The organism is Acidimicrobiales bacterium (assembly GCA_036491125.1).
Classification (GTDB): Bacteria; Actinomycetota; Acidimicrobiia; order Acidimicrobiales; family AC-9; genus AC-9.
Genome location: DASXCO010000151.1, coordinates 1 through 15844, shown reverse-complemented (window position 1 = coordinate 15844; position 15844 = coordinate 1). Strand labels below are relative to the sequence as shown.

Here is a 15844-nt window from a genome sequence, read left to right as displayed (position 1 = left end):
GGTGATCCACGCCGATCCCGCAGTCCTGGCCGGCGGCGAGGGCCTGGCCGAGATCGAAGGCGGCCCCCAGGTCGCCACCGAGACGGCACGGCGTCTGGCCTGTGACGCCCGCTGGCAGCTGGTGGCCGAGGGTGAATCGGGTGAGGCCCTCGGTCTCGGGCGCCAGCGCCGCCAGGTGCCGCGCTGGCTGGCCCGCCAGCTCCGGCGCCGGGACCGGGGCTGTCGCTTCCCCGGCTGTGCCCGAGCCCGCTGGCTGCACGCCCACCACCTCCTTCACTGGGCCGACGGTGGGCCCACCGACCCGGCCAACCTGGTGATGTTGTGCGGCCACCACCACCGCCTCATCCACGAGGGTGGCTGGCGCATCGAGGGCCACCAGGGTGACGAGCTGGCCTTCGTGCACCCGGATGGCACGGTCCTCACCACCCGTCCGCCACCCCTGCGGCCCGACGTGCGGGAGCGGTTACTGGCCTAGGGTCGCCGGGGCCGTCACTTGTGGCGGCAGATCGGACGGCGACGCGGTTGACCAGGCGTAGCGGAGGGCGAGACCGGCGACGCCGGGCGGGCGCGCTCGTCGCGGGCGCCCTGCTGGCCGGTCTGGGGGTGGTTTCCTGCGGTGGCGGCGGGTCGGGGTCCCAGGCGGACCAGCCCATCTTCCCGGGCCGGTGCCCCGCGGTCAGCCCCCCCACGGGGGCCGGGAACGACGCCGTCAGCCGGGTACCGGTCAAGGTCATCAAGCAGGGGGCGGCGGCGATCGTCCTGGCACCGGTGTGCGTCGCCGGGCACGGCCCGTACGCCTTCGTCGTCGACAGCGGGGCCACCACGACGTCGTTCGACTCCCAGCTGGTCAAGACACTCCATCTGCCGTCCAACGGTCCGACCCAGACGGTGACCGGCGCCAACTGCACCACGAAGGAGACACCGGTCAGCGGGCCGAGCTGGTCCGTGGGCAACGTGGCGTTGGCGCCCCAGACCATCTCCGGCATCGACATCCCCGGTTTCGGGCTCCGGGATGCTCCTTCCGGGCTGCTCGGATCCGACGTGCTCAGCCGGTTCGGCGCCATCCAGCTCGACTACCAGCACCAGTCCCTCGCCCTCCCCGGCCCGGAGGGTCCGGCCCCAGGACCCGACACCAACGTCCACGGTCAGAGCTCGATCCCGATCCCGTCCGGCATCGGCCTTTCGTCGCCGTCGACGACCGTCCCCCTCATCGTGGCCCAAGCCGAGGGCGAGACGCTGGCCCTCGTTCCGGTGCAGATACGAGATCAGGGCCCGTTCAACTTCATCCTCGATACGGGGTCGTCGGTCTCGTCCGTGGACCCGCAGCTGGTGAGCTCGATCGGTCTCCCGCAGACCGGCAAGCACCACACCGTGTCCGGTATCGGATGCAAGCAAGAGGCGCAGCAGGTCCAGAGCGGGTCGTGGTCGGCGGGAACGGTCTCACTGCACCCGCAACCGCTGCAGACGGTGTCCGTGCCGGGCGCCAACAGTGAGATCAACGGCCTGCTGGGCTCCGACGTCCTGCACGGGTTCGGCGCGGTCGTCATCGCCTACGCGGCGGGGAGCCTGGTTGTCGCCGGTCACTAGCGCTGGCGGCTAGAGCCCGCTCGGGAACTGGTAGGGCTGAGGCGGCACAGGGGTACCCACGTCGAGCTGGATCATCTGGTGGGGGTCGAGCGGGATGGAGCCGGGATCGCCCTGGTACGGCGAGCCGTTGACGAAGGCCGTCACCGTTCCCGACGCCGGGCCCACTTGGGTCGGCGACAGCGGTTGACCCCACAGCGCGAAGAACTGCCCGAGCGTGTAGGTGCGCTGTGTCGGCGACTCGATGTGGATGACGCCGCTGAGGTCGTGCACGTGGATCCAGTAGAAGCAGTCTCCCTGGGCGACGAAGGGCCCAGACGAGGTCTGTTCCGCCACCGGTTGCTTGATCCCGATCCCGTAGGGGATCGTCCGGGGCTGGCCGTCGACGTAGACGGCCAGGTGAGCATGGATGTGGTAGGAGAGCTGCTCGCCCGTGTTGCACTCCACACCGTCCACGGGGTTGCCGTCGGGCCCGCTACCAAGGGGGGCGAGGACCTGGCCGCCGGTCCCGCCCGCCGACGACGAGGTCGAGGACGGCGACGACGTCGAGGATGTCGAGGAGCTGGACGACTGCTGCGCCGACCCGCCGCATGCGGCAGCGACGAGGGCCACCAAGAGCAGACCCGCACCCGCCATGCGTCGACGACGGGCTCTCACCGGGCTCTGACTCTCAGGCGGAAGCACGTCGCATCGTAGGCAACGTCACGGGCCGGCCGGGCTCACCTCCGTCGTGTCTTTGGGTGGGAACCCGGATCGGGTCACAATCAGGGTCCGTTCGGGGTCATCCCCTATGGCAGCCACCGCTGCCATACCGGAGGATCCACAGATGGCGAAGGAGACCGCAGCTGCATCGTCCGGCCCGGGTGTCGATTTCGCTCGGCGGCAATCGACTAGAGGGGTAAGGGCGCCACGCGGCGCGCACAGCATGGGAGGTCAACGGTGAAGTCGGAGCTCGATGCCGCAGCACGGACCAGTACCTCCGTCGGCGACAGCGGCCTGGGCCGGCTCGGGCGGTGGTGCTACGACCGGCGACGCCTGGTCCTCGTCCTGTGGGTCGCGGGACTCATCGTCCTGACGATCGTCGCCCAGGCCGTCACCGGGCAGTTCACCGACCGGTTCAACTCGGGGCACTCGGAGTCGGACCAGGTCCAGACGATCCTGCAGCAGGCGTTTCCTTCCCGAGCCGGCGACACCGGCAACATCGTCTTCCAGACGTCCCAGCCTGTCACCTCCCCGGCCAGCGAGGCCGCCATCGGCCGGGTGATCGGCCAGGTGCAGCCCCTCCCCCACGTGTCGAGTGTCCGGAGCCCCTTCGCGCCCGGAGCCGGGGACCAGATCTCGTCCAACGGCCACATCGCCTACGCCGTCGTCCAGTTCGACACCCAGACCGTCGACCTGCCCAAGTCCGCCGCCTCCAAGGTCGTGGACACCGCGCGGGCGTCGGCGGCGCCCGGGTTCAACGTCCAGCTCGGGGGCGCGCCCATCGAGAAGGCAGTGACCGGCAGCCCAGGGGCTAGCGAGGGCATCGGGATCCTCGCCGCCATCATCATCATGCTGATCGCCTTCGGTTCCGTGATCGCCATGGGGCTGCCCATCCTCATCGCCCTGTTCGGGATCGGCGCCGGGGTGGCGATCATCGACGTGATCAGCCACGCGGTGACGGTGCCATCGTTCGGCACCCAGTTGGCGGGGATGATCGGACTCGGCGTGGGTATCGACTACGCCCTGCTCGTCGTCACCCGGCACCGCCGCGCCCTGGCGGACGGCGCGTCGCCTCGCGACTCGGTGGCGCTCGCACTGGCCACATCGGGTCGCTCCGTGCTGTTCGCCGGGAGCACGGTGGTCATCTCTCTGCTGGGGCTGCTCGTCATGAACCTGCCGTTCATGTACGGCCTGTCCTTCGGCGCCATCGCCGCCGTCGCCCTGGTCATGCTCGGCACGCTGACGCTCCTGCCGGCCATGCTCGGCTTCGCCGGCCACGCCATCGACCGCCTGCGGGTCCCGACCCGCCAGCACACCGGGACGCAGCGTCCAGCCCTCTCGTTCAGGTGGAGCCGGGTGGTGCAGCGGCGCCCGTGGCCGGCCGCCCTCGCCGCCCTCGCCGCCCTGGTCGTGCTCGCCATCCCGCTGTTCTCCATGAACCTGGCCTTCACCGACGCAGGCAACGGCTCGCCTTCGCTCACCACCCGTCAGTCCTACGACCTGCTGGCCCAGGGGTTCGGACCAGGCGCCAACGGGCCCCTGGTCCTGGCTGCCCAGATGCCCGGCGCAGCTGGCCGGCCCACCGTCGACCGGCTTGCGACCCAGCTGCGGGCCACACCGGGCGTCGCCCAGGTCGCGCCGCCGGCGTTCAACGCGGCCGACAACACCGCGGTGATCACCGTCATCCCCACCACATCGCCGCAGGACAACGCGACCCAGTCTCTCGTGCACCGCATCCGCGACAACGTGGTCCCATCGGTCACCAGCGCCAGCGGGGTCAGGGTCCTGGTCGGAGGGGTGACGGCCGCCGCCGTCGACTCCTCCAACTACATCAGCGGTCGTCTGCCCTGGGTGATCGGCGGGGTGGTGATCGTGTCCTTCCTCCTCCTGATGGCCGTGTTCCGGTCACTCGTCATCCCGCTCAAGGCGGCGGTGATGAACCTGCTGTCGGTGGGGGCCGCATTCGGCGTGATCGTGGCCGTGTTCCAGTGGGGCTGGTTGGGATCGGTCGTCGGGATCACCAGGACGGGACCCATAGACCCGTGGATCCCGCTGATGCTCTTCACGATCCTGTTCGGGCTGTCGATGGACTACGAGGTGTTCCTGCTCTCGCGCATCCGAGAGGAATGGCGCCGCACCGGTGAGAACGCCACCGCGGTCGCCGACGGGCTGGCCAAGACCGCTCGGGTCATCACGGCGGCGGCCGCCATCATGGTGTGCGTCTTCGGGTCCTTCGTCATCGGCGACCTGCGGGTGCTCAAGGTGTTCGGCCTCGGTCTGGCCGTCGCCGTGTTCATCGACGCCACCATCGTGCGCATGGTGCTGGTCCCGGCCGTGATGGAGCTCCTGGGCAAGGCCAACTGGTGGTTCCCGAGGCGGCTCGACCGCATCGTTCCCCGTCTTGGCCTGGAGGTCGACGTCGACGACCACGAGCCGAGTCGGCCGTTGGCACCGGCCGCGGAGCGAGGTGGTGAGCCGGTCCCGACGGGTTAGACCCGCAGCGGCGGGATACCGTCCCCGGGCTCGGCCGGGGGGGCCGCCGCCAGGTGGGCCTCACGCTGGCGGGTCGTGCTGTGCACGGGGTCCTTGTCGTACTCGGGGATGACGTGGCGCCCGAAGGTCTCCAGCGCCTCGGTGCACACCTCGATCGGCATTGTCGTCGACAGCATCCCGAAGACCAGCTGGTCGGCTCCGATATCGGCGTAGCCCTTGACCGACCGCTTCACCTCGTCCGGAGTGCCGACGCAGACCAGCCCCCGCTCGATCTGGCGTTCGAGCCCCTCCGGGGTGGGCTCGGGGATCAGGTCGGGCCACTCGGGGATGCCGGGAGGCTTCGGGAAGGTGTCGAGGTAGTGGAAGACCAGGCTGGTCTGATAGCTGGAATCCATGTTGCAGGCGATGTCGCGCGCCTTGCGCCCGTCCTCCAGGCACAGCATCTGGCTGGTGACCATGACGTTGTCGTTGACGAACTCGCCGACAGGATCGGCCTGCTGGATGGTCTTCTTGTAGATCTCGATGAGCGGGGCCAGCGAGTCGGGCGATCCCATGGCGAAGCACAGGACACCGAGCCCCATCCGCGCCGCCTTCTCGAAGGTGCTCGGGTTCCCCGCCGCCACCCACATGGGCGGGTGGGGGTTGGTGTAGGGCTTGGGCAGCACGTGACGAGGAGGCATCGAGAAGAACCGGCCCTCGTGGCTGTACTCACCGTCGCGCCACATGTGCTTGAACTGGGGAATGACCTCGTCGAACATCTCCTTGGTCAGATCGGGATCGAGGATGCCGAAGCCCCGCTGCTCGGTCGTGGACGACCCCCGCCCGGTGCCGAACTCGAACCGGCCGCCGCTCAGGTGGTCGATCATGGCCACCCGCTCGGCCACCCGGGCGGGGTGGTTCACGGGCGGGGTGATGTTGAAGATGCCGGTGCCGAGGTGGATCCGCTCGGTGACGGCGGCCACGTGGGCCAGAAAGGCCTCGTTGGCCGACATGTGCGAGTACTCCCGGAGGAAGTGGTGCTCGGTGGCCCAGGTGTACTTGAAGCCGGAGCGGTCGGCCGCCTTCACGTACTCGACCTCGTCCATGAGCCGACGATGCTCGGCGTGCTTCGGATCCTTGTCGGTGAGTTGGTGCGGAAGGTAGAGGCTGTTGAAGATTCCGAACTCCATCAGATGGTCAGCTCCTCTTGTCGGGCGCGGTCATGTCACATCCGAGCGATGACGTCGGTCGCGAACTTCTCGGTGGCGGCGATCCTGGCGTCCAGGTTCGAACGGGGATCGGCGCCGGCTTGCTCCTGGGCGAACATCCACGGCGCGCACAGCAGGTCCGTCACACCCGCATCCTCCATGCTGAGGTACAGGTCGCGGTCGGGAAGGGCCTTGAGGGCCATGTAAACCGTGTAGGGCTCGCCGTCGCGGCCGGCGGCCTTCAGGTGGTCGTGGAGGCGGCCCAGATGGTGGAGGGCCTCGTCCGGCGTGTAGGCGCTGGCGCACAGCCAGCCGTCGCAGCGCGTCGCCGCCCGCCGCAGGGCCGGAACGCTGTGCCCGCCGCCGTAGATCGGGATGGGCGCGGTCGGCGCCGGGTTCATCTGCAGCGGCGCCACGTCGTAGTGAGAACCGTGGTACTCGACCCAGCCGCCGCTCCACAGCGCCCGCAGGGCGGAGATCATGTCGTCGAGCCGCCGTCCGCGGTCGTCGAACGACTGCCCGGTGGCCTCGAACTCCTCGCGGCACCAGCCTGCGCCCACGCCGAGCCGGACCCGGTTGCCCGAGATCACCGCCGCCGTCGACACGAGCTTGGCCACCGTGAACAGGTCGCGCGCCGGGGCGACGTACACGCCCGTCGTGAGCTCGATGTTGGAGGTGATGGCGGCGAGGGCCGAGATCAGGCACCACGGGTCGGGCCAGTCCGTCTCGGGTGGCCACACCGGCGACCCGTCCTCGTGCGGCGAGTAGGTGTACCGGGACCGCAGCTCCCGGGGATAGAAGATGTGGTCGGAGACGTAGACGCCGGCGTAGCCCATGCCGTCGGCGGCCCTCCCCAGCTCGAGCACCTGATCGGTCGGCAGGAAGGCCACGGCCTGGTGGAACCTCACGCCCGCACCCCCCCGCCGCCGGCCGTGTAGGCCGCGTTCCAGGCGCCGACGATGTCGTCCACCGTGGCCCTGGTGGCCAGCAGGGAGAGGGTGTTCTCCATCACTGCGTCGGCGTACTCGCGCGGAACCCCGGCCACGGCGTCGGTCGCCAGCACGACCTGGTAGCCGAGGTTCACGGCCTCGATGCACAGTCCGAGGATGGCGAGGTTCACCGATACGCCGGAAGCGACGACGGTCGTCACGCCGAGGTTGCGCAGGGTGGCGTCGAGGGCGGTACCGGTGAACGGAGAGACGCCGTGTCGGCGGGGCACGACGACATCCGCCTCGTCGAGCCCGATCTCGGGCACGACCTCGGTCGACGGTGCGCCCACCCGCAGCTGGTCGGGTCGGCGCGCCATCACGGCGATGAGCGGAGAGTTGAGCGCCGTGCCAGCCAGGTCGGGGCGAAATTCAGCCGTGCAGTGCACCACCCGGGCGCCCGCTCCACGGGCCGCGGCAGCCAGGCGCGCCGTACGCTCGATGGTCCCGGCGGCCATGACCGCGGCGACGAGGCTGTCCATGGTGGACAGGTCGCCCACCACGCCGCGCTGCATCTCCATGGTCAGGACGGCCGTGTGGCCCGGCTCCACCAGGTGGGGCTTCATGCCGACCGGCCCCGACGGCGGGCGCCGTCGCTGTCCCGCAGGAGCAGACGGGCGGCGATCTCGAGCTCCGACCCCATGTTCTGCACGTTGCTGCGGCCGTTCATCCAGCTGAGGAGGGACGAGAACCACACGTGCTCGAGGATGCGGATGATGTCGCCGACGTCCGCGGGCTCGGGCTCGCCGATGGCCCGGCGGATGATGCGCTCCATGGTGGCGTCCAGCTCGTGCTGACAGGCGACCGCTCCCGGGTCGAGAGAGGAGATGGCGCTCGCCATGGCGGTCATCATCCGAGGCTGGCGGTCGATGCCCCGCACCGCCCGCCGCAGCACGTCGACGACCCGGTCGACCGAGGTCTCGCCGCGCGGCGGCGCCTGGGTCAGACGGCCCTCCAGCGCCTGGGCCCACCCGGCCAGGGCCGCCGCGAGCACGTGGTCCTTGGACGAGAAGTACCGGTAGACGGTGCCCATGGCGACCTGCGCCCGCGCCGCCACGTCGCGCATCTGGACGGCGTCGTACCCACCCTCGGCCCCGAGCGCCATGGCCGCGTCGATGACCCGCTGGCGACGCGCCGCCTGGGCGCCAGTGAGCGTGACGTCCGCCATCGACCCGCCTAGCCGGACCCGACGGGCTCGCTCGCCAACATCGAGCCCAGGTGTCGCAGCTGGGCGGTGGCGCCGCCGAGGGTCAGCTCGAGCTGCTTGGCCCACAGGAAGTAGCGGTGCAGCGGGTAGTCGCGGTCCACACCAATCCCGCCGTGCAGGTGCTGGGCGGCGTGGACGACGCGCTGGCCGCCGTCGGCAGCCCAGAACTTCGCCACCGCCACCTCCTCGGCCGCTGGCAGGCCCGAGGTGAGTCGCCAGGCGGCGTGCACGGCCGTGAGACGGACGGCCTCGGTGTCGATGTACGCGTCGGCGGCCCGTTGGCCGACGGCCTGGAACGAGGCGATCGGCCGATCGAACTGCTCGCGGGTCCTCGTGTACTCGGCTGTGAGCCGGAGCGCTTCCTCGCAGACGCCAACGGCGACCGCGCAGTAGGCCACCGTGGCCCGCTCCAGCAGCCAGTCGAGCATCGGGGCTCCCCCCTCCGGGTCCCCCAGCACGTCCTCGGCGGGGACGGGCGCGCCGACCAGCTCCAGGCGCTGCTCGGGCTGGCGGCTCGTCGTCTGTTGGTCGTCGGCCTGCACGCCCTCGCCCGTGGGGTCGACCAGGAACAGGCCCACCGTGTCCTCGCCCGTGCGCGCCGGTGTCACCACGCGACCGGCCACGTCGGCGGCGGGCACGCACACCTTCACCCCGTCGAGGCGCCACCCGGCGCCGTCGCGCCGCGCAGTGGTCACGGGCCGGGTCGGCTCGGTGCCCACCTCGGCCAGGGCCGCGGTCAGGACGAGATCGCCGGCCACGACCGGCGGGAGGTACCGCTGGCGCTGCTCGGACGTCCCGTGCTCGGCGATGGGTAGAGCGCCCAGGACGAGCGTGGGCAGGAGGGGGACGGGCGCCACCGTGCGGCCCACCTGCTCCAGGAGCAGGAACAGCTCGACGAAGCCGAGCCCACTGCCCCCAGCGTCCTCGGGCAGGCCGATCCCGAGGAGGTTGGCTCGGGCCAGCTCCGCCCAGAGTCGCCGGTCGATCTGCTGGGCGCCGGCCTCGATCTCCTTCAGGCGCTCCTGGGTGACGTGTCCTTCCAGGATCTGCTGGGCCAGGTCACGCACGGCCTCCTGCTCGTCGTTGAGGGCGAAGTCCATCGTGCTCCTATCGGGACTTGGGCAGGCCGAGGCCGAACATGGCGATCAGCTCCCGTTGGATCTCGTTGGTGCCCCCGCCGAAGGTCAAGATGAGCAGGCCGCGGTAGAGCTGCTCGAGGCGTGAGGAGAGCACCGACTCGGGCGAGCCGCGCTTCAGGTAGCCCACCTGGCCGACGATCTCGAAGAGCAGCTTGAAGGCCTCGAGGTAGAACTCGGTGCCGAAGACCTTGATGGATGACGCGTCGGCCACGTCCAGGCGGTCCTGGGTGGCCGTCCAGGCGACCCTCCAGTTCATGAGCTTGAGGAACTCGAGGCGGGCGTGGATCCTGGCCAGGTTGACCTGCACCCACTCCTGGTCGACGACCCGACGGCCGTCGGCCAGCTTGGTGTCCTGGGCCCACCGTCGCACCTCGGCGAGGTTTCGCTCGATGATGCCGGGCGAGCACAGGGTGACCCGTTCGTGGTTGAGCTGGCTGGTGATGAGCTTCCAGCCGCCGTTCTCCTCACCGACCAGATTGGTGGCCGGGATGCGGACGTCCTCGTAGAAGGTGTAGTTCGTGTTGTGCTCACCCAGTAGCTGCATGGGCTGCACCTTGAAGCCCGGTGTGTCGGTCGGGATGATGAAGATCGAGATGCCCTTGTGCTTGGGCGCCTCGGGGTTGGTGCGGGCGGCCAGCCACACGTAGTCGGTGCCGGTGGCGAGGCTGGTGAAGATCTTCTGGCCGTTGATGACGTACTCGTCGCCGTCGCGCACGGCCTTGGTCTGGAGGGAGGCCAGGTCGGTACCGGCGCCAGGCTCGGTGTAGCCGATCGAGAAGTGGATCTCACCGCCGAGGATCCGCGGCAGGAAGCGCTGGCGCTGCTCGTCGGAGCCGAAGTTCATCAGCGTGGGGCCCACCGTGTTGATCGTGAGCATCGGCACAGGCGCGCCTGCTCGCATCGACTCGTCGAAGAAGACGAACTGCTCGACGGCCGATCGCCCCTGGCCGCCGTACTCCTTGGGCCAGCCGATGCCGAGCCAGCCATCGGTCCCCATCTGCCTGACGACCCGGCGGACGGTGGGGCCGACCCCTTCGCTGCGGGAGAGCTCCTCCTCGACGTCGCGGGTCAGGAGCCGGTCGTAGTAGTCACGCAGCTCCTGGCGCAGGGCTTGCTGCTCGGGCGTGTAGCCGATGTACACCGCGGTCTCCTATCTAGAACCTGTTTCACTCTAGCGGATGGGGAGAGGGCGGTTCAGTGCCGCGGCGGCTTGCGGCCGGTGACGCTCCAGTAGAGGAGGGCCGCCTGGCTCTCGATGAGGCCGGCGGTGCGGATCCCCCAGAACTCGAACCCGTACCGGTGGCTGGCCACCTGGCCCAGCATGGCGACGATGGAGCCGGCCATGGCCATCGAGTCGGCCGCCGGCGACCTGCCCTCCTGGCGACTGGTCTCGATGACGTCGGCGATGGCCACGGTGACGCCGTTCAGCGCCCTGGTCCTCATCCCCCGGAAGCGGAGGTCCCCCTCCTCGGTGGCCAGGTCCACGACGCGGAAGACCGAGCGGTGGCGCTCCCAGTAGTCCATGAAGGCCTGCACGAACCCGATCGCCGTGTCCCAGCCCCGATCGCCCTTCCACTGTCCGTGCACGAGGGCCGCCAGCGACCCCACCTCCTCGCCCAGCTCCTCGGCCAGGACGAGGATGACCTGCTCCACGTTGGCGAAGTACTGGTAGAAGGTGGCGGGCGAGGTCCCGGCGGCGCTGGCGATGTCGATCACCTTGATGTCGCGCCACGACGTGGAGCCGAGGAGATCGGCCGTGCAGTCGATGAGCCGGCGCCGCGTCGCCTGGCCGCGGCGTCCGGGCACCCGCCCATCGGTTGCCCGCAGGTCCGTGGCCGACGGATCCTGGGGCGATTCCTGCGACGGGGGCTGCGATGAGCCCTGTTCGGCCATCGGCGCCATCTGTCGAGGATACTCCCCGGTAACCACCGTCCACCCTGGTGGGCTACTGGATGACGGCGCCACCGTCGACAGCCAGGGCGTGGCCGACCACGAAGGACGCCTCGTCCGTGCACAGCCACACGACGGCGGCGGCGATCTCGCTGGGTGTTCCCAGCCGCCCGATAGGGGCGCTGCGCGCCATCATCTTCTCCATCGCCGGATCTCCACCCATGAACGCCTCGAGCATCGGCGTCCGGGTGCTGCCCGGGCAGACGGCGTTGATCCGGATGCCTGACTTCACGTACTCGAGGGCCGTGGCTCTGGTCAGCCCCACGACGCCGTGCTTGCTGGCGACGTAGGCGGGCAAACCGGGGAACCCCATCAGGCCCGCGCCGGACGAGGTGTTCACGATGCATCCGCCACCTTGCTCGACCATCACGGGGATCTCGTGCTTCATGCACAGGAATACGCTCCGCAGGTTGAGCGCCAGCACCCGGTCCCACTCCTCCTCGGGATAGTCGACCGTGAACGCGGTCAGGCCGCTGGTACCGGCGTTGTTGTGGGCGCAGTCGAGCCGCCCGTCGTTGGCGACGACGTCCGCGACCATTGCGGCGACCTCGTCCGACCTGGTCACGTCGTAGGAGACGGCGCGGGCCGAGCCGCCGGCGTCGGTGACGGCACGGACGGTCTCGGCCCCGCCGGCCTGGTCCACGTCGGCGACAACCACCGTCGCGCCTTCCTCGGCGAAGCCGAGGGCGGACGCCCGCCCGATGCCGGACCCGCCCCCAGTGACGAGGGCGACCTTTCCCTCTAGTCGCGATGCCATCGTCTAGCTCGACAGCCGTTGGCGGAGCTCGTGCTTGAGCGTCTTGCCCGTGGGGTTGCGGGGCACGACGTCGACCAGCTCGAGCTGTTCGGGCGCCTTCTGGATCGCCAGCCCCTGGCCGGTGAGGAAGGCGACGATCTCGGCGAGCTCGAGCGGCTCGCATCCGTCCTTGGTCGCCACCACGGCACAGCAACGCTCGCCGAGGGCGGGATCGGGTAGGCCGACGACGGCGACGTCGGCCACCTTCGGATGCTGATAGAGGAGGTCCTCGACCTCCTTGGCGCTGATGTTCTCGCCCTTGCGGATGATCACGTCCTTGAGCCGACCGGTGATGGTGACGAAGCCGTCATCGTCGACGACAACGAGGTCTCCGGTCCGGAAGAACCCGCGCTCGTCGAGGGCTTCGGCGTCGAGGCTGGCGTCGACGTAGCCCCGGAAGAGCTGGGGACCCTTGACCCGAAGCTCGCCCTCCTGGCCGGCGCCGACGGGGACGCCGTCGACGCTCACGACGTCGAGCTGCACGCCCGGCGAGGCGCGACCCTCGGTGTTGGCGAGCTTGTCGTCGGGATCGCCAACCGCGTTCATGGCCAGGATCGGGCACTCGGTGAGCCCGTAACCCGACACGATGCCCACCCCGCCCACCTCCCGCTTGAGGTCGTAGTGGAGCTGGGGAGGCTTCGGGGCCGCTCCGCCGGGGAAGGCACGCACCAGGGCGAAGATCGGCTTTCCCGGCTGGCGGCGCTGGGCCTCGAGGTATGCGAGGTGGAAGGGCGTGCCCGCCCCGGCCAGGGTCACGTCCTCGTCAGAGAGGACCTCGACGGTCTCGATGGGATCGAAGCGCTCGACCGACACGTTGGCGCAGCCCGTCATGAGGCTGGAGAAGAGCCAGGTGATCCCGCCGATGTGGGTGAAGGGAAACACCAGGGCGCTACGGTCCTCGGCGCGTAGGTCAAGGGCCACGTTCATGGCCACGGCGGCAGCCGCGATGGTGGCGTCGGTGTGCCGGGCGCCCTTGGGATCGGCGGTGGTCCCCGACGTGTAGAAGACCCACGCCGTGGGAAGGCCGGCCGGCGAACCGGGCACCGGCGGGGCCGGCGGCAGGAGGGAGGGATCGGCGTCGGGCAGGGCCCGGTCGACCACGAGCACCTCCAGGTCGTCGCGATCGGCCGCGATGGAGTCGGCCATGGCCCGGAAGTCGAAGCCGCGCCACACCGACGGCACGACGAGCAGACGGGCGCCGGTCTGGGCGGTCATGAACCGCAGCTCCCGGTCCCGATAGATGGGCAGCACAGGATTCTGCACGGCGCCCAGGCGGGAGAGCGCCCCGACGAGCACAAGGGACTCGAGCCACGTCGGCAGCTGCCACGAGACCGCGACCCCTTCTCTGACCCCGAGAGCCGACAGACCGGCAGCGGCCCGTTCGGCCATCCGTCGGTACTCGCCGAAGCTGAGCCGGCGTTTCATCTCGTCGACCGCCATCAGGTCGTCGGGAGTCTCGAGGGCGCGGCGCTCGATGAGCGCCCACAGCGTCCCGTCGGTGAAGCTTTCTCCTGGACGAGCGCTCAACCTGGGACCTCCTACTTGACGGCCACGGGGTTGACCGGTGAGCCCACGGCGTTGGTGAACGGCTGCGGCGAGGCTTCCAGCAGGAACTCGTACACCCCGTCGGCGGCGCAGTCCTCGGCCAGGTGGTCGAGCACCCAGTTCTGACCCTGGATCATGCCCATCTCCACGAGGTGGAGCAGGTGCACGGGCAGGATGGCGGCGTCGTCCTCGCTCGGCCACACTTCGAAGACGAGGGTGTCAGTCGCCACGGCGGCGACGTCCCGGTCGCGGAACCACTCGACCGTCTTCGTCGAAAGGCCTGGCGTCAGGCTCCCGTACGTCGCCTTGTCACCCCGCGCGAGGAGCTCCATGTGACCGGTGCGGACGAGGACCACGTCTCCGGGACGGACCTCGAGACCGGCCCGAGCCTCGGCGGCGTCGAGGTCGGCAGCGGTGATGGCGTAGCCGCCGTCCAGACGGGTCGCCCCACGCGTCCGGGCGACGTCGAGGAGCACGCCCCGGCTCACCAGCGTCCTGATCCGGTGGATCCCGCACAGCGACGCACCGAAGGCGGTGACACTCGACGTGGGATAGCCGTTGTACATCCGGCCGTCATAGCTCACGTGGGCCAGCCCGTCCCAATGCGTCGCGCACTGCAGCCCCATCACGACCATGTCGTCGCTCGAGCAGAAGTCGCTCGGGTCACCGGTCACCGCGTTGTTGATCTGGACCATGGCCCGCACCGGGTTGAGCCGGCCTGGCAGCATCCCGGTCTGGATGCCCTCGGACTCCGACAGCGGGAGGGCCAAGGAGAAGCTCCGGCCCGTGCGAGCGCAGGCCACCGCCCGCGTGCGCACCTCGGGGGTGATCAGGTTGATCGTGCCGACCTCGTCGTCGGGTCCCCACCGCCCCCAGTTGTTGACCTTCTTGGCCAGCCGGTGGAACCACCCCGGGTATGCCATCAGGGGACGAGCACGCCTCGGGCCACCTTGCCGTCGGCCATGTCCGAGAACACCGTCTCGACCTCGTCGAGCGGGTAGGTCCGCGTCACCAGCTCGTCCAGCTTGAAGCGGCCTTGGCGGTAGAGGTCGATCACGATCGGGACGTCGACATGAGGTCGGGCCGAGCCGTATCGCGAGCCGAGGATGCCGCGGTCGATATGGGTGAGGGCGGCCACCCGGAACGACGCCTCTGCCGTGGGCGGGGGTACCCCGATGATCACGCAGTTGCCGCCCCACCCCAGGATGTCGATGGCCTGGCGGAGCACCGCCGGGTGACCGACGCACTCGAACGAGTGGTCGACGCCGTCGGGAACGATGTCCTTGACGGCCGCCACGGCATCAGTGGCGCGTGCATCGATGAAGTCTGTGGCCCCGAAGTCACGGGCGAGGCTCTCCTTGGCCGGGTTGGCGTCGACGGCCACGATACGCACAGCGCCCGCGATCCACGCCGCCTGCACGGCGTTGAGCCCGATGCCCCCGACCCCGAACACGGCCACCGTGTCGCCCCGGCCGACCTTGGCCCGGTTCCACACGGCGCCCGCGCCCGTCAGCACCCCGCAGCCGATCAGGGAGGCAGCCTCGAGGGGCACCGCCGGGTCGATGACCACGGCCTGGCTCTCCTTGACCACGGTGTACTCGGCGAAGACCGAGGTGTTGGCGAACATGTAGGCGGGCTCGCCCTTGTAGGTGAAGGGCTGGGACGTCTTGCCGAAGGTGTCGCGGCAGTGGGTCGGGAAGCCGCTCTCGCATGCGTCGCACTGGCCACAGTGACCGAGGGTGACGAGCACGACATGATCCCCTGGCTTGACCTTGGTGACGCTCGATCCGACCTCCTCGACGACCCCGGCGCCTTCGTGACCCATGACCAGCGGCGTGGGGAAGGGGATGGTCCCGTCGATCACGCTGACGTCGCTGTGGCAGACACCAGCGGCGGCGATGCGGACCCGCACCTCGTTGGTGCCGGGCGGCCGGGCCTCGAGGTCCTCGGTCACGTCGATCTTGCCGTTCCAGACGACGCCTCTCACGCTTCCTCCCTCTTCCTCAACCCGGCCAGATGACGCTCTGCAGCTCGCTGTAGGCGTGCAGACCGAAGTCACCACCGTCGCGGCCCACGCCGCTCATCTTGAAGCCGCCGAACGGCGCCTCCAGGTTGCGCTGCGCGGTATTGATGCCCACGTGGCCCGCCCGCAACTGCCTGGCCACCCGGAAGGCCCGCGCCGAGTCCTTGGAGTACACGTAGTCGTAGAGCCCGTAGTCGCTGTCGTTGGCCAGGGCGACGGCCTCGTCCTCACC

General features: G+C 69.9%; 16 protein-coding genes. 3 read left to right on the top strand and 13 right to left on the bottom strand.

Features of this window, described 5'->3' with window-relative positions:
- Both VGF64_11805 and VGF64_11800 read left to right on the top strand, forming a co-directional pair.
- On the top strand, positions 1–475 hold a 475-nt coding region (locus tag VGF64_11805; GenBank protein HEY1635435.1), incomplete at its 5' end, for an HNH endonuclease signature motif containing protein.
- Between the two features lie 47 nt (positions 476–522).
- On the top strand, positions 523–1587 hold the full coding sequence (locus VGF64_11800; GenBank protein HEY1635434.1) for a pepsin/retropepsin-like aspartic protease family protein: 1065 nt from the start codon (positions 523–525) through the stop codon (positions 1585–1587).
- A gap of 9 nt (positions 1588–1596) precedes the next feature.
- On the opposite strand, the gene VGF64_11795 is transcribed toward VGF64_11800, so the two are convergent.
- Positions 1597–2241: a hypothetical protein gene (locus VGF64_11795; protein HEY1635433.1), complete on the bottom strand. Its 645-nt coding sequence runs from the start codon at positions 2239–2241 to the stop codon at positions 1597–1599.
- A gap of 282 nt (positions 2242–2523) precedes the next feature.
- Here VGF64_11795 and VGF64_11790 point away from each other — a divergent pair, with 282 nt between their 5' ends.
- The gene (locus VGF64_11790; protein ID HEY1635432.1) at positions 2524–4779 is read left to right on the top strand and encodes an MMPL family transporter; all 2256 of its coding nucleotides are present in this window, start codon (positions 2524–2526) and stop codon (positions 4777–4779) included.
- Here VGF64_11790 and VGF64_11785 read toward each other — a convergent pair.
- The 12 genes from VGF64_11785 to VGF64_11730 form a co-directional block, all read right to left on the bottom strand.
- Positions 4776–5948 carry an LLM class flavin-dependent oxidoreductase gene (locus VGF64_11785; protein HEY1635431.1) on the bottom strand — a complete coding sequence of 391 codons (1173 nt, stop codon included), beginning with the start codon at positions 5946–5948 and terminating at the stop codon, positions 4776–4778. The genes VGF64_11790 and VGF64_11785 overlap by 4 nt on opposite strands.
- A gap of 35 nt (positions 5949–5983) precedes the next feature.
- A complete protein-coding gene (locus VGF64_11780; protein ID HEY1635430.1) occupies positions 5984–6874 on the bottom strand; it encodes a TIGR03619 family F420-dependent LLM class oxidoreductase in 891 nt (296 codons plus the stop codon).
- Positions 6871–7518 (bottom strand): isochorismatase family protein, encoded by a 648-nt coding sequence (locus tag VGF64_11775; protein HEY1635429.1) that lies wholly within the window; start codon positions 7516–7518, stop codon positions 6871–6873. The genes VGF64_11780 and VGF64_11775 overlap by 4 nt, the downstream gene beginning before the upstream one ends.
- The gene (locus tag VGF64_11770; protein ID HEY1635428.1) at positions 7515–8120 is read right to left on the bottom strand and encodes a TetR family transcriptional regulator; all 606 of its coding nucleotides are present in this window, start codon (positions 8118–8120) and stop codon (positions 7515–7517) included. Before VGF64_11770 ends, VGF64_11775 begins: the two co-directional genes overlap by 4 nt.
- Before the next feature lie 8 nt (positions 8121–8128).
- Positions 8129–9259: an acyl-CoA dehydrogenase family protein gene (locus VGF64_11765; GenBank protein ID HEY1635427.1), complete on the bottom strand. Its 1131-nt coding sequence runs from the start codon at positions 9257–9259 to the stop codon at positions 8129–8131.
- 7 nt (positions 9260–9266) lie between these two features.
- Positions 9267–10439, bottom strand: coding sequence for an acyl-CoA dehydrogenase family protein (locus VGF64_11760; GenBank protein ID HEY1635426.1), 1173 nt, complete (start codon positions 10437–10439; stop codon positions 9267–9269).
- 53 nt (positions 10440–10492) lie between these two features.
- Entirely contained in the window at positions 10493–11200 is a 708-nt protein-coding gene (locus tag VGF64_11755) for a TetR family transcriptional regulator (protein HEY1635425.1), read from the bottom strand.
- Positions 11201–11243: 43 nt separating this feature from the next.
- On the bottom strand, positions 11244–12005 hold the full coding sequence (locus VGF64_11750) for a glucose 1-dehydrogenase (protein HEY1635424.1): 762 nt from the start codon (positions 12003–12005) through the stop codon (positions 11244–11246).
- A 3-nt stretch (positions 12006–12008) separates the two neighbouring features.
- Positions 12009–13571, bottom strand: a complete 1563-nt coding sequence (locus tag VGF64_11745; GenBank protein ID HEY1635423.1) for an AMP-binding protein — start codon at positions 13569–13571, stop codon at positions 12009–12011.
- Between the two features lie 11 nt (positions 13572–13582).
- Positions 13583–14512, bottom strand: coding sequence for a cyclase family protein (locus VGF64_11740; protein ID HEY1635422.1), 930 nt, complete (start codon positions 14510–14512; stop codon positions 13583–13585).
- The gene (locus tag VGF64_11735) at positions 14512–15576 is read right to left on the bottom strand and encodes a Zn-dependent alcohol dehydrogenase (protein HEY1635421.1); all 1065 of its coding nucleotides are present in this window, start codon (positions 15574–15576) and stop codon (positions 14512–14514) included. The genes VGF64_11740 and VGF64_11735 overlap by 1 nt, the downstream gene beginning before the upstream one ends.
- A gap of 16 nt (positions 15577–15592) precedes the next feature.
- Positions 15593–15844 (bottom strand): aldehyde dehydrogenase family protein (locus VGF64_11730; GenBank protein ID HEY1635420.1); only part of this gene is annotated, 252 nt, incomplete at its 5' end.

Bases quoted from the DNA above. Each gene is read 5' to 3' on its own strand.
- VGF64_11785 (HEY1635431.1), bottom strand. From the start codon at position 5,948: ATGGAGTTCGGAATCTTCAACAGCCTCTACCTTCCGCACCAACTCACC.
- VGF64_11775 (HEY1635429.1), bottom strand. From the start codon at position 7,518: ATGAAGCCCCACCTGGTGGAGCCGGGCCACACGGCCGTCCTGACCATG.
- VGF64_11770 (HEY1635428.1), bottom strand. From the start codon at position 8,120: ATGGCGGACGTCACGCTCACTGGCGCCCAGGCGGCGCGTCGCCAGCGG.
- VGF64_11765 (HEY1635427.1), bottom strand. From the start codon at position 9,259: ATGGACTTCGCCCTCAACGACGAGCAGGAGGCCGTGCGTGACCTGGCC.
- VGF64_11755 (HEY1635425.1), bottom strand. From the start codon at position 11,200: ATGGCGCCGATGGCCGAACAGGGCTCATCGCAGCCCCCGTCGCAGGAA.
- VGF64_11750 (HEY1635424.1), bottom strand. From the start codon at position 12,005: ATGGCATCGCGACTAGAGGGAAAGGTCGCCCTCGTCACTGGGGGCGGG.
- VGF64_11740 (HEY1635422.1), bottom strand. From the start codon at position 14,512: ATGGCATACCCGGGGTGGTTCCACCGGCTGGCCAAGAAGGTCAACAAC.